The 11,993-nt window shown below is 69.1% G+C and carries 12 protein-coding genes; 2 read left to right on the forward strand and 10 right to left on the reverse strand.

Features of this window, described 5'->3' with window-relative positions; translation table 11 throughout:
• Positions 1 to 83: 83 nt before the first annotated feature.
• Positions 84 to 500 (reverse strand): YchJ family protein, encoded by a 417-nt coding sequence (locus tag AC3ANK_RS18455; RefSeq protein WP_484171693.1) that lies wholly within the window; start codon positions 498 to 500, stop codon positions 84 to 86.
• A gap of 68 nt (positions 501 to 568) precedes the next feature.
• On the opposite strand from AC3ANK_RS18455, the gene AC3ANK_RS18460 reads away from it, so the two are divergent.
• The gene (locus AC3ANK_RS18460) at positions 569 to 1,282 is read left to right on the forward strand and encodes a UPF0149 family protein (protein ID WP_484171694.1); all 714 of its coding nucleotides are present in this window, start codon (positions 569 to 571) and stop codon (positions 1,280 to 1,282) included.
• Positions 1,283 to 1,481: 199 nt separating this feature from the next.
• A complete protein-coding gene (locus tag AC3ANK_RS18465) occupies positions 1,482 to 3,707 on the forward strand; it encodes an NADP-dependent isocitrate dehydrogenase (protein WP_484171695.1) in 2,226 nt (741 codons plus the stop codon).
• A 203-nt stretch (positions 3,708 to 3,910) separates the two neighbouring features.
• On the opposite strand, the gene AC3ANK_RS18470 is transcribed toward AC3ANK_RS18465, so the two are convergent.
• From AC3ANK_RS18470 to AC3ANK_RS18510, 9 genes are all read right to left on the reverse strand, one after another.
• Positions 3,911 to 4,285 (reverse strand): hypothetical protein, encoded by a 375-nt coding sequence (locus tag AC3ANK_RS18470; protein ID WP_206861973.1) that lies wholly within the window; start codon positions 4,283 to 4,285, stop codon positions 3,911 to 3,913.
• A gap of 48 nt (positions 4,286 to 4,333) precedes the next feature.
• A complete protein-coding gene (locus AC3ANK_RS18475; RefSeq protein ID WP_484171696.1) occupies positions 4,334 to 5,122 on the reverse strand; it encodes a LytR/AlgR family response regulator transcription factor in 789 nt (262 codons plus the stop codon).
• A complete protein-coding gene (locus AC3ANK_RS18480; RefSeq protein ID WP_320415211.1) occupies positions 5,115 to 6,368 on the reverse strand; it encodes a sensor histidine kinase in 1,254 nt (417 codons plus the stop codon). The genes AC3ANK_RS18475 and AC3ANK_RS18480 overlap by 8 nt, the downstream gene beginning before the upstream one ends.
• A 186-nt stretch (positions 6,369 to 6,554) precedes the next feature.
• Entirely contained in the window at positions 6,555 to 7,592 is a 1,038-nt protein-coding gene (locus AC3ANK_RS18485; protein ID WP_206861971.1) for a DUF4344 domain-containing metallopeptidase, read from the reverse strand.
• A gap of 148 nt (positions 7,593 to 7,740) precedes the next feature.
• Positions 7,741 to 8,709, reverse strand: a complete 969-nt coding sequence (locus AC3ANK_RS18490) for a DMT family transporter (RefSeq protein ID WP_484171697.1) — start codon at positions 8,707 to 8,709, stop codon at positions 7,741 to 7,743.
• Between the two features lie 203 nt (positions 8,710 to 8,912).
• A complete protein-coding gene (locus tag AC3ANK_RS18495) occupies positions 8,913 to 9,737 on the reverse strand; it encodes an AraC family transcriptional regulator (protein ID WP_484171698.1) in 825 nt (274 codons plus the stop codon).
• Between the two features lie 74 nt (positions 9,738 to 9,811).
• Complete coding sequence (locus tag AC3ANK_RS18500; protein WP_484171699.1) at positions 9,812 to 11,419, reverse strand: PepSY-associated TM helix domain-containing protein; 1,608 nt, start codon at positions 11,417 to 11,419, stop codon at positions 9,812 to 9,814.
• Positions 11,420 to 11,426: 7 nt separating this feature from the next.
• Entirely contained in the window at positions 11,427 to 11,690 is a 264-nt protein-coding gene (locus AC3ANK_RS18505) for a hypothetical protein (RefSeq protein ID WP_206861968.1), read from the reverse strand.
• Positions 11,690 to 11,977 (reverse strand): hypothetical protein, encoded by a 288-nt coding sequence (locus AC3ANK_RS18510; RefSeq protein WP_484171700.1) that lies wholly within the window; start codon positions 11,975 to 11,977, stop codon positions 11,690 to 11,692. The genes AC3ANK_RS18505 and AC3ANK_RS18510 overlap by 1 nt, the downstream gene beginning before the upstream one ends.
• Positions 11,978 to 11,993: the final 16 nt, after the last annotated feature.

The following is an 11,993-nucleotide window of genomic DNA, read 5'->3' on the forward strand; positions in this document are numbered from 1 at the left end:
GGTGGGCAAGCATGGGCGCGGCTCCCTACCGCGCCCTTTTTTTGTGTGCTTGAAGGTACCTGCCGGCACGCGCCGCGCGCGCATCACCGCGCCGGCAGCACCCCGCCCACGTAGAACCAGCGCCCGTCCTCGCGCACGAAGCGGCTGATCTCATGCAGCCGGAACGCCGAGCCGCCGCCGACGCGGTATCGCGCCACGAATTCCACGATCGCGTGGTCCGCATCCACCGGCGTGTGCCGCTTCACGTCCAACCCCAGCCAGCGCGTCCCGGCGACGTCGCCCAGGTCGAGCGCGTCCGGCCGCGTGTCCGCATGCCAGCTCGCCAGCAGGTACGCCACGTCGCCCAGCACGTACGCGCTGTAGCGCGAACGCATCAGCGCCTCCGCGTCGGGAGCCGCCGCGCCCGCGTGCAGCGGGCCGCAGCATTCGCCGTAGGGACGGCCGCGACCGCAGGGGCATGCGGCCGAAGGCGCCATCGGGGTGGATTTCACGGAGCTCATGCACGAATTCTCGGCGAGACAACCCCTCTGCGACTACCATGACCCGCCCCCGCGTAGCCCGAGCCGCCATGAAACCCGCTGCCCCCAACTACCTCGACGACGATCAGATCGAACGCCTGGCCGAGCTGCTCGACCAGCGCGCCGTGCCGTTCAAGGGCTTCAACCTCGAGGCGCTGGACGGCTATCTCTCGGCGCTGGCCGTCGGGCCGGAGACGATCCCCTTCGAGCAGTGGCAGACCGCCGTGTGGGGCACGCCGCCGCGCTGGAAGGACGAGGAGGAACGCCAGCAGGTCGAGGCCCTGCTGCTCGGCCATTGGAACATGGCCAACCAGCGCGTGCGCCACGGCGACGACGACCTGCCCGACCATCTCGCCCCGCTGCTGTGGCTGCCGGAAAATCCGGAAGAGGAACAGGACGACGAACTCGACGTCGGCCGCGATTGGGCCTTCGGCTTCTTCCGCGCGGTCGAACTGAGCGAGATCGCCTGGGACCGCTGGCTCGACGAACACGACTGGGTCGAGGAGATCTTCCTGCGCTTCGACCGCCTCGCCAGCGGCGAGATCGTCGGCGAGGATCCCGAAGCGCCCGGCGAGCCGGTCAGCTATCGCGAACGGCTGGAGATCATCGCGTCGCTGCCGGGCATGCTCGCCGACCTGCACCACCTGCGCATCGACACGCTGACGCCGCGCGAGCCCATCCGCCGCGAAGCCACGCCCGACGGCAACGAACCCTGCCCGTGCGGCAGCGGCAAGAAATACAAGAAGTGCTGCGGCGCGGCCTGACCGCGCCATACCGCCGCGTGCGGTAGCGGCCCGCAGCGTTGCGCTCGCGCGCTTTGCCGCGCTGCATCGAAACCGCGACAATGCCGCGTTGCGCGCCCCCTCTCCATGAGCAGGCGCGCGCGTCGAACAGGCCGCGCCGGCGCCACGCCGCGACGAGCCGCGCACCCGCCCCCGTCTTCCGCTAGCGAGTCACGCCGACATGCCCAACACGCCCAAGATCCTCTACACGCTGACGGACGAAGCGCCGTTCCTGGCCACGCAGTCGCTGCTGCCGATCATCGAGGCCTACACCGCGCCGGCGGGCATCGCGGTCGAAACGCGCGACATTTCGCTGGCCGGCCGCATCCTGTCGCAGTTCCCCGAACTGCTGAAGCCCGACCAGAAGATCGCCGACGACCTGGCTGAACTGGGCCAGCTCGCGACCACGCCGGACGCGAACATCATCAAGCTGCCGAACATCTCCGCGTCGGTGCCGCAGCTCAAGGCCGCCATCGCCGAGCTGCAGCAGCAGGGCTACGCGTTGCCGGATTACCCGGAAGAGCCCAAGGGCGAGCAGGAAAACGACATCAAGTCGCGCTACGACCGCGTCAAGGGCAGCGCGGTGAACCCGGTGCTGCGCGAAGGCAATTCCGACCGCCGCGCGCCGCTGTCGGTGAAGAACTACGCGCGCAAGCATCCGCACCGCATGGGCGCGTGGAGCACCGATTCGGCCTCGCACGTCGCGCACATGGACGCCGGCGATTTCTATGCGAGCGAGCAGTCCAAGGTGATCGACAAGGCGGGCACGGTCTCGATCGAGCTCACCGGCAGCGACGGCCGCCGCAGCATGCTCAAGACCAACATCAAGGTGCAGGCCGGCGAAGTGATCGACGCCTCGCTGATGAGCGCCAAGGCGCTGTCGGCATTCGTCGATGCGCAGATCGACGACGCGCTCGCGCGTGGCGTGCTGTTCTCGCTGCACCTGAAGGCCACGATGATGAAGGTGTCCGATCCGATCATGTTCGGCATCGTGGTCAAGCGTTTTTACCGCGACACGCTGGCCAAGCACGCCGACGTGCTGGCCCGCGCCGGCTTCGACGCGAACAACGGCATCGGCGACCTCTACGCGCGCCTGCCGTCGCTGCCGCCGGAAACCGTCGCCGCGATCGAGGCCGACATCGCCGCCGAATACGCGCGTCGCCCGGGCCTGGCGATGGTGAATTCCGACAAGGGCATCACCAACCTGCACGTGCCCAGCGACGTCATCGTCGACGCGTCGATGCCGGCGATGATCCGCGACTCCGGCCGCATGTGGAACACCGACGGCAAGCTGCAGGACACCAAGGCGATCATTCCCGACCGCTGCTACGCCGGCATCTACCAGGCGGTCGTCGACGACTGCAAGGCGCACGGTGCGTTCGATCCGGCGACGATGGGCTCGGTGCCCAACGTCGGCCTGATGGCGCAGAAGGCCGAGGAATACGGCAGCCACGACAAGACCTTCCAGATTCCCGCCGACGGCGTGGTGCGCGTGCTCGACGACGCCGGCCACGTGCTGATGGAGCACACGGTCGAAGCCGGCGACATCTGGCGCATGTGCCAGACCAAGGACGCGCCGATCCAGGACTGGGTGAAGCTCGCGGTGAACCGCGCGCGCCTATCGACCACGCCGGCCGTCTTCTGGCTCGATCCGCAGCGCGCGCACGACGCGAACCTGATCGCGAAGGTCGAGCGCTACCTCAAGGACCACGACACCGCAGGCCTGGACATCCGCATCCTGTCGCCGGTGGAGGCGATGAAGCTGTCGCTGTCGCGCATCCGCGACGGCAAGGACACGATCTCGGTCACCGGCAACGTGCTGCGCGACTACCTCACCGACCTGTTCCCGATCATGGAACTGGGCACCAGCGCGAAGATGCTGTCGATCGTGCCGCTGATGGCGGGCGGCGGCCTGTTCGAGACCGGCGCCGGCGGTTCGGCGCCGAAGCACGTGCAGCAGTTCGTCGAAGAGAACTACCTGCGCTGGGATTCGCTGGGCGAGTTCCTCGCGCTGGCCGCCTCGCTGGAACACCTCGCCAACCACACCGGCAACGCGCGCGCGAAGGTGCTGGCCGACACGCTGGACGAGGCGAACGCGAAGTTCCTCGACAACGACAAGTCGCCCTCGCGCAAGGTCGGCGGCATCGACAACCGCGGCAGCCATTTCTACCTGGCGATGTACTGGGCGCGCGCGCTGGCGAACCAGACGAACGATGCCGAACTCGCCGCGCGTTTCGGCAAGCTCGCCGACGCGCTGGAAGCGAACGAGCAGAAGATCGTCGACGAGCAGATCGCCGCACAGGGCAAGCCGGTGGACATCGGCGGTTACTACCACCCCGACATGGGCAAGCTCGCCAAGGCCATGCGTCCGAGCGAAACGTTCAACGCGGCGCTCGCGGCCCTCTGAGGGTCCGTCGCCCCCGTCAGCCTCCCCTGCTTGCAGGGGAGGATTGGGGAGGGGTGAAGTGACGCGCGATGGCGCGTCGTTTGTGCGACAACTTCCGGCTGGCTTCGCTTACCAGCCTTTGTAGCCCGGGTAAGCGAAGCGCACCCGAGGCCTCTCGGAACGTTTCCCCGGGTGCGCTTCGCTTACCCGGGCTACAAGAGCGGTCAGCGCGCGGTCGGTTTCGCCACCGGGCAAGCCGGCGCCGCAGCGCCATTCTCATCGCTCACGCACAACCGGAAATCCCGCAGCCCCGCGATCTGCCTCGTGTCGCCATCGGCGACGGCGAACTGCCGGATCGGCTTCGTCAGGCAGCCCGCATCCTTGCCGTTCGAAGCGGAACAATCGCGCGGGAACAACGTGTAGTAGCACTGCCCGCTCGCGCTGCGCAGGCATTCGAAGCGCGCGATGCCGGCTTCGACCACCGCGCGGCTCTCCAGCGTGGCCGCGCCGTCATGCACGATGCGGTCGACGAACGTGCTTCGTCCGACGTCGCAACCGAACATCGACAGCACGAAATACAACAGCGCCTGGAACTTCATGGTGCACCTCGCAGATGGAATGGCGATCCGTTGCCGGAAGCGTCGGTGTTACATGTGGCGGAACAGCGCCATGAACGGCGCGCTGACCGGCAGCGTTTCGGGCCGCGATTTCAGGCGCACCGTGCCGCGCCCGGTGTCGTCGCGCACGATGCCGGCGATCGCCTTGAGGTTGACGATGGTGGAACGGTGGATCTGCTTGAACGTGTTCGGATCGAGCACGCCCAGCAGTTCGCGGATCGGCGTGCGCAGCAGCGCTTCGCCTTCCGCGGTGACGACGGTGGTGTACTTGTTGTCGGCGCGGAAGTAGGCGACCTCGTCCACCAGGATCAGCCGCGTCTCGCGCCCGGCGCTGGCGGTGATCCAGGTCAGCGGCGTCGACGTGGCGGCGGCCGGTCGCGCACCGAGCCGTTGCAGCAGATCGGCCAGCACGGCCGCGTCGTTCTGGCCCGTGCGCTCCTTCAGGCGCTGCACGGTGGTGGAAAGACGCGCGGGCGAGATCGGCTTGAGCAGGTAATCGACCGCACCGCGTTCGAAGGCGTCGATCGCGTACTGGTCGAACGCGGTGACGAACACGATCTGCGTGCGCGGCGAAACCTGCGCAGAGGCGGCGGCGACTTCGAGCCCGGTGATGCCCGGCATGCGGATGTCGAGGAACGCGACGCCCGGCGTGTGTTCGGACAGGGCTTCGAGCGCGCTCGCGCCGTCCTCGCATTCGGCGAGGATCTGCAGTTCCGGCCACGCTTCGCGCAGCTGCTTCACCAGCGCCTCGCGCAGCAGCGTCTCGTCCTCGGCGACGATGCAGGTGAAAGCACGCTCGGACAGCGTCGTCTCAGACATGACGGTTCTCCGTCGGAATCGCGGGCGGCACGGAGATGGTCGCGGCCACGCCGCTGGGGAAATTCGCGACCACCGACAGCGCCGCGCTGGCGCCATACAGCAGGCGCAGGCGTTCACGCACGTTCTTCAGGCCGATGCCGGTGCCGCTGGTCTTCGTGTTGAAGCCTTCGCCATCGTCGGCGACGGTGACGGCGACGACGTCGTCCACGCGGCGCGCGCGGATCCACACGGTGCCGCCGCCGGTGCGCGGTTCAAGCCCGTGCTTGATCGCGTTCTCCACCAGCGTCTGCAACACCATCGGCGGCAGCGGCGTGGCGCGCAGCGATTCGGGGACATCAACCTGCACCGACAGTCGCGAACCCATGCGGATCTTGAGGATTTCCAGATAGGCCAGCGCGCGTTCGAGTTCCACGCCCAGCGTGGACATCTCGTTGTCGGTGCTCGGCAGCGAACGTCGCAGGTACTGGATGAGGTGGCCGAGCATCTCGTCGGCGCGCGCCGGATCGCTGCGCGTGAGCAGCTGCGCGCTGGCGAGCGTGTTGTAGAGGAAGTGCGGTTCGACCTGCGCGTGCAGCAGGTTGAGGCGCGCGACGGTGAGTTCCTTCTCTGTGGCGGTCTGCGCGGCTTCGGACTTCTCGTCGCGCCGGCGCTGCGCGACGCGCCGGCTGATGGCGCGCGCGATCGCCTCGGCGTTCTCGAAGTTGGTGCCTTCATCGACCAGGAACCAGTCGCTCCACGTCGGGCTTTCGGGTTCGCAGATCAGCGTGACGCTGGCCGCGTCGTGGCCCGGCACCACGGTGGCGTGGATGCGGTTGCGCGGCACGCCGAACCAGCGCATCGGGTTCCAGCGGCCCAGCGGGTAATCGCCGTCGTTATCGGGGCGTTCCACGATCGCGCGCAGCTGCAGGCTGTCGCGCGCGCTTTCGACCTGCTGCACGCGGGGGAGCTCGCGCACGGCGGCCTCGACCAGATCGAACGCCTCGCCCGCATCGAACGGGACTTCCACCTGCCGGCGCTGGCGGTTGTCCAGCGCTTCCTTGTCGACGCGCCCCGCGATCAGCCGAACACGGCCCAGGTGCGAGGACGCGGCGACCACGACCAGCGCCATCGTCGCCATGCCCGCGATGCTGAGCAGCCAATCGTGCCGGCCGAGCACCGGCAGTTCGTTCCAGATGGCCGACACGACCAGCAACGCCAGCAGCCAGGCGGCGGCGATGCGCAGTACGAAGGCCAGACCCTTGAGCACGAAACGTCCCGACACGATGGAATGCGGCGCAGCATAGCGGCCCGGGGGCGGGGCGGAAGCCCGACTGCGACGAACGCGGGCCTGGGACGATGAAGGACCGGAAACGGGGAACGAGTGATCGGGGCCGGTAGCCGTGAACAGTGCACCCGCGTGCCCAACCCCGTTGCTTCCCGCTCGCGTCCAGCCTCAGCGGATGTACGACCGGTCCGTATTGCGCTCGCGTTCGCGGTCGCGCTGTTCGAACAGGCGGTTCGCCTTCTCTTCGGTCATCTCGTACTTGGGCGCCACGTACGGCAGCAGCAGGCGCAGCCACGAGCGGCTGACGCGGCGCGATTCCTCCGGGCATCCCTTGGCGCGCGCCTCCGGCAGGTCGCCGTCGGTGACGATGCTCAGGTAACGCGCCGGATCGCTGCCGTACAGCAGGCACTGCAGGTTGAAATAGCGCTGCTCGCCCAGTGCGTGCTGGTCGGCGTAGGCGTCGAGGTTGTACTCGCCGGTACTGCGCGCGAGGAACCAGTTCGACGCCATGCGCAGGTTCTCGGTCACGGTGGTCGTCGATTCGTCGAGCCCGGCGAAGCGCAGCATCAGCGTGGTCGCGAGCTGGTCGACCGCGTCTTCCTCGCGGCCGGTGATCGGGATCTCCAGCAGCGTGATCAGCGCGTGGCCGGTCTCGTGCAGCAGGATGAAACGGAAGTTCGCATCCAGGTACTGCTGCGCGTAGGTGTCGGGCAGCTTGTTGTGCGCGGCGAGTTCGCGCCCGCGCTGCTCGAGCACCTGCATGGTCTCGTAGCACATGACGACTTCGTTGCGTTCGGGCGAATAGAACGCGTTGACCTCGCCGCATTCGGCGGTCACGTAGTTGATCGGGCGCGGCAGCATCAGCATGCCGTCGATGGCCTGCACCTCGGGGATGTGGCGCAGCATGTCGGTGTCGTGCGCGAGCTTGTAGAACGGTTCGAGCTCGGGGTTCTTCGGCTTCACGTATTCGTAGCCGAACTGCACGCCGCCGGCCTTGCTGTCGGCATCGGCCGCCTTTGCGAAGCTGACCGGCTTGAGCGCGGCCATCTCGTCGCTGTAGGCCTTCTCGGCGGCCTTGCGGCCTTCCTCGCGCGCGGCGGCGAGTGCGGCGGCCTGGCGCTTGCCGGCGATCAGCGACCAGCCGAACGCGCCGCTCACCGCGCCCAATGCCAGCGACAGCACTACGATCAGGAGTCTCGTCGACATGCGCTTCCCCGTGCGCTCCATCCCAGGCGGCGCGATGCTTCGCCGCGCCGTGCGGGGATCGTAGCGGCTCGCGCGTGATGGCGGAACCGCGGCGGCCTTCACGCCGCGCGAAAGGCGCGTTCAGGCCGCGAGGTTCAGCCGGCGGAGTTCAGCCCGCATGGCCTTCGGCGGCGACCGGCTCCGGGCGGATCCGCACCGCCCACATCACGCCCGCGATCAGCAGCGCGATGCCGGCCAGGGTCAGCGGTTCGGGTACGCGCCCGCGCAGGATGAAGGCATAGGCGAGCGCGGCGAGCGTCTCGAACACGATCAGCTGGCCGACCAGTGCGGTGGGAAGCCGCTGGCTGGCGGCGTTCCAGCACATCGTGCCGAGCCACGAGGCGAACAGTCCGATGCACGCCATCAGGCCGAGGAAGAACCACGGACGCGGGCCGAGCGGCATCGCGAAGTCGCTGCCCACCGCGGCCATCCCGGCCCACAGCAACGCGTATCCGACGAACGCGAGCGGCAGGGTCGCGACGCCCTGCGCGGTGGCCCAGGTGCGCGGGTTGCGGTCCGGATGCGCGCGCAGCCAGTCGGCGTTGCGCAGCGGATACCAGGTCCAGCACGCCACCGCGACCACCGCCAGCAGCGCACCCTGCAGGTAGCGCGCGGCGCTGGCGTCGGGCTGCGCGCGCAGCGCTTCCAGCTCGACCCGGTTGACGCAGGCGATGCCGAGCGCGATCAGCAGCAGCGACGGCGCCAGCCGCCGCCACGGCAGGCGGCCGTCGCGGCGGTGGTCGCGCAGGTTCGCGCTGATGGCGATGACCACCGGCAACGTGCCGATGATCATCGTCGGCAGCGGCGCGCCGGCGCGCTGGATCGCGCTGGCCAGGCACACGTAATAGAGCAGGTTGCCGATGGCGGCGAGCTTCAGCGCCTCGATCCAGTCCGCGCGCGACAGGCGCCGCAGCGCCGCGCGGTCCATCCACGCCAGCGGCAGCGCGATCAGCCCGAAGGCGAGGTAACGCCCGACCGACTGCAGTGTTGCCGGGTACTCCGGCAGCAGCAGCGGCGCGACGAAGACGAGGCCCCACATCAGGCCGGCGGCGAGGGCGTAGAGGGTTCCGGTCCACATGGGCGCAGCGTGGGGCTTTGTGGGGTAGGTGTATTGAAGGAGATTGCGGTCTGAACCCCTCTCCCTGCGGGAGAGGTGGGTGAGGGCAACGACGTGGAAGCGCACACCCACCAGCGCAGTGAGGCGGGTTGCAGCCTTGATCCTCCGCCCCCCCTCCGCCCTCCGGCATCCTCTCCCGAAGGGAGAAGGAGGAGATCGAAAGCTCAACCCCGCACCTGCCTCTGATACCGCCCCGGCGTCACCCCATACCGCTGCGCAAACGCCCGCGTCAGGTGCGCCTGGTCGCTCAAGCCCACTTCGACCGCCACCTGCGCCGGCGCGACGCCGCCGGCCAGCCGCCGCTTCGCCTCGAACAAGCGCAGCGCCATCAGCATCTGCTGCGGCGTGGCGTCGTACTGCGCGCGGAAGGCGCGCAGGAAATGGAACGGGCTCAGCTCCGCGACCGCCGCCAGTTCATCCAGCGTGAGTCGCCGCGCGAGGTTGTCGCGCAGGTACTCGACCACGCGCGCGAAGCGCGGCGACGCATGCCGCTCCGCCGGACGCGCGGCGCGCGCCTGGTCCGAGAACGCATCGAGCAACTCCACCATCAGCCCGTCGAAGGCCAGCGGTTCATCGGTGCACCACAACGCATCGAGCAGTCCGGTGACCCGCCGCGCGCGCAGCGCATCGTGCTCGACCGCATCGCGGAACCACAGTCCGCGCTGTCCGGTCACGGTCTCCGCCACCTCCGCGTCGATGTAGGCCATGCGATAGCGCCAGCCGCCGTCGGTCTCGGCGCGGCCGGTATGCAGCACGTCCGGATTCATCATCACCCGCGAATCCTGCGGCGCCAGGTGATCGCTGCCGCGATAGCGGAACCGCTCCACGCCGGTTTCGATCGCGCCCAGGCCGTACGCCTCGTGCGTGTGCGGCTCGAAGGCGTGGCGCACGATGTGCGCCCGATAGAGCTCCACGCCCGCCCGATGCGCCGGGCGGCGGAACTGCGCCCGGTCCAGCGGATGATCGAAATTCCCGGGCACGCCCTGCATGCCGCCGATGATGCCACGCAGGCTTCAGGCGCGGCGTCGGGGCATCGGCGATGGCGCGTTCGTCACGCGCCCGTTCAGGGCTGCGGCGCTTCGACGCGCGCGGCGACCGCCGCCGGCGCCAACGCCCACACGCTGTTCGCTTCGCCTTCGCGCATGCGTCGCGCGGTCACGCGGGCGAGCCATGCGAAGCCGACCGCCATCGCGATCGCGCCCGCGTCGATCGCGAACAGGGACCATTGCCCGGCCGCGGCGCTGGTCCACCACCACGCGCCGGTGACGACGCCGTGGGCGGCGGGGATCAACGCGGTCGTGAACGCCGCCGCCCACAGCAGTTCCTGCGCGGCGCGGATCGGCGGACGCAGCGCGGCCCACAGCGCGCACAGCGCCCAGGCCGCGAAGCACGCGGCGTTCACGCCGAAGGCGAGTCCGACGCCCGACAGCGCCGGCGACTGCAGCAGCTGCGTCGCGATGAACGCCACCGAGATCGCCACGCACACGCCGATGCACACGCCGACGGTCGCGCGCGCCATCCACAGCTGCGCGCGGCCCTGTTCGGCCTGGCGGCGCTTGCGGCGCGATTCGATCCACAACAGGTTGCCCGAATAGAACAGGAACGCGCCGCCCAGTCCGAGCAGGAAGTACAGCCACTGCACCCAGGCGTTGCCGAATTCGCCGAAGTGCAGCGCGTACGCGGAGGCGAGCGTGGCGTGGTTCGCATCGCGCTGGCCGGGCAGCTGCGTGGCGAGCACCTCGCCGGTGTTGGCGTTCATCGCGACCGATCCCGGCGGGCCCAGCGTGCCCGACGATTCGCCGGTGACTTCCACAGTCGCGTTCGCATCGCCGGCATTGGCGAGCTTGAGGTAGGCGGGTTCGAAATCGGCAAGGCCCTGCTCGCGCGCCACGGCGATCGCGCGCTCGCGCCACATCGCCAGCGAGCCGATCGGCTGCTCGCGACCGGCCGGCGCGATCACCGGCGCGGTGTCCATCGCCGGGCCGAGCGCGGTCATCAGCTGGCCGCGATAGACCAGCGGGTTGAGCGCGAGCATCACGATCATCGCCAGGCACAGCAGCGCGCCGGTGACGGCGAACATGATGTGCATCGGCAGGCTCAGCACGCCGATGACGTTGTGCGCGTCCTGCCACATGCGCTTGAGGTTGCGGCCGGGGCGCAGCGCGAACAGGTCGTCGACGAGCTTGGGCAGGTGGATCACGACGCCGGAAATCAGCGCCAGCCCGTACAGCAGGCTGACGATGCCCATCAGGTACGTGCCGGCCACCGGGATGCCGAGCGAGTAATGCAGCGCGTTGACCAGTTCCGACAGCACGCCGCCGGGCATCTCGCCGGTGCCTTCGGGATGCTCGGTCGTGGCGTAGTGCCAGGTGCCGTTCGCATCCGGCCAGTAGGTCGCGGTGACCGGGTATTCCTCGCCGGGGAACACCATGCCCACGTGCTTGCGCGCGTCGGGATGGCGCGCCAGCGTTTCGTCGAGCAGGTGTTGCGCCTGCGCGAGCGTCTGCGACGTGGCGTGGATGCCGTGCGGCGACTGCCATGCCTGCAGGTCGTGGTGGAAGATGGTGATCGCGCCCGCGTAGAACGCGACGAACAATCCGAAGCCCGCGACGAGCCCGACCCAGGTGTGCAGCGTGGTGAACGTGCGCAGCGTGTTGGAGGAAAGTTTCATGTCCGCCTCACTCGATCCAGCGCAGCCATTGCAGCAGCCACAGCGCGCCCAGCGACACCGCGGCGAGCGAGCCCAGCCACGCCCACGCGCGTTTGCCGTTGGCGAACTGGAAGCTCGCGCCCATCACCGCGATCCACACGATGAAGAACGCGATGATTCCGGGAACGATCGTGGCCTGCCACGGGCCCGGCAGGGACCACGCGACCAGCCCGACCACGCCCGCCGACAACAGGAAGCCCGGCACGATCCCGGCGAACGCGCGCGACCACATCAGCGGGTTCCTCCGTTGTCTTCCGCGCCGGTGCGCCATGCGAGATACGGGAACGCCATCAACCCCAGCATCCACGTCCCCAGCATCGCGCACAGTCCGGCACCCACGCCGAGCTGCGCGATCCACACCCACAGCGACGCGATCGCCAGCACGCCGCCGACGAGCTTGCCGCGCGCGGCATGCCGCCGCCATGCCGGCCAGCGGCAATGTCTCGAAGCGGCATACAGCGATGCCGCGGAGAGCAGCGACAGCGCGATGGCGGCGATGGTGGCGGCGAGCGGGTTCATGGTGTCGATCCGTCAG

The organism is Lysobacter sp. SCRH-1R (assembly GCF_057747855.1).

Excerpts from the sequence above, each read along its gene's own strand:
- AC3ANK_RS18455 (WP_484171693.1), bottom strand. The coding sequence starts at position 500 with ATGAGCTCCGTGAAATCCACCCCGATGGCGCCTTCGGCCGCATGCCCC.
- AC3ANK_RS18460 (WP_484171694.1), top strand. The coding sequence starts at position 569 with ATGAAACCCGCTGCCCCCAACTACCTCGACGACGATCAGATCGAACGC.
- AC3ANK_RS18465 (WP_484171695.1), top strand. The coding sequence starts at position 1,482 with ATGCCCAACACGCCCAAGATCCTCTACACGCTGACGGACGAAGCGCCG.
- AC3ANK_RS18470 (WP_206861973.1), bottom strand. The coding sequence starts at position 4,285 with ATGAAGTTCCAGGCGCTGTTGTATTTCGTGCTGTCGATGTTCGGTTGC.
- AC3ANK_RS18475 (WP_484171696.1), bottom strand. The coding sequence starts at position 5,122 with ATGTCTGAGACGACGCTGTCCGAGCGTGCTTTCACCTGCATCGTCGCC.
- AC3ANK_RS18485 (WP_206861971.1), bottom strand. The coding sequence starts at position 7,592 with ATGTCGACGAGACTCCTGATCGTAGTGCTGTCGCTGGCATTGGGCGCG.
- AC3ANK_RS18490 (WP_484171697.1), bottom strand. The coding sequence starts at position 8,709 with ATGTGGACCGGAACCCTCTACGCCCTCGCCGCCGGCCTGATGTGGGGC.
- AC3ANK_RS18495 (WP_484171698.1), bottom strand. The coding sequence starts at position 9,737 with ATGCAGGGCGTGCCCGGGAATTTCGATCATCCGCTGGACCGGGCGCAG.
- AC3ANK_RS18500 (WP_484171699.1), bottom strand. The coding sequence starts at position 11,419 with ATGAAACTTTCCTCCAACACGCTGCGCACGTTCACCACGCTGCACACC.
- AC3ANK_RS18505 (WP_206861968.1), bottom strand. The coding sequence starts at position 11,690 with ATGTGGTCGCGCGCGTTCGCCGGGATCGTGCCGGGCTTCCTGTTGTCG.
- AC3ANK_RS18510 (WP_484171700.1), bottom strand. The coding sequence starts at position 11,977 with ATGAACCCGCTCGCCGCCACCATCGCCGCCATCGCGCTGTCGCTGCTC.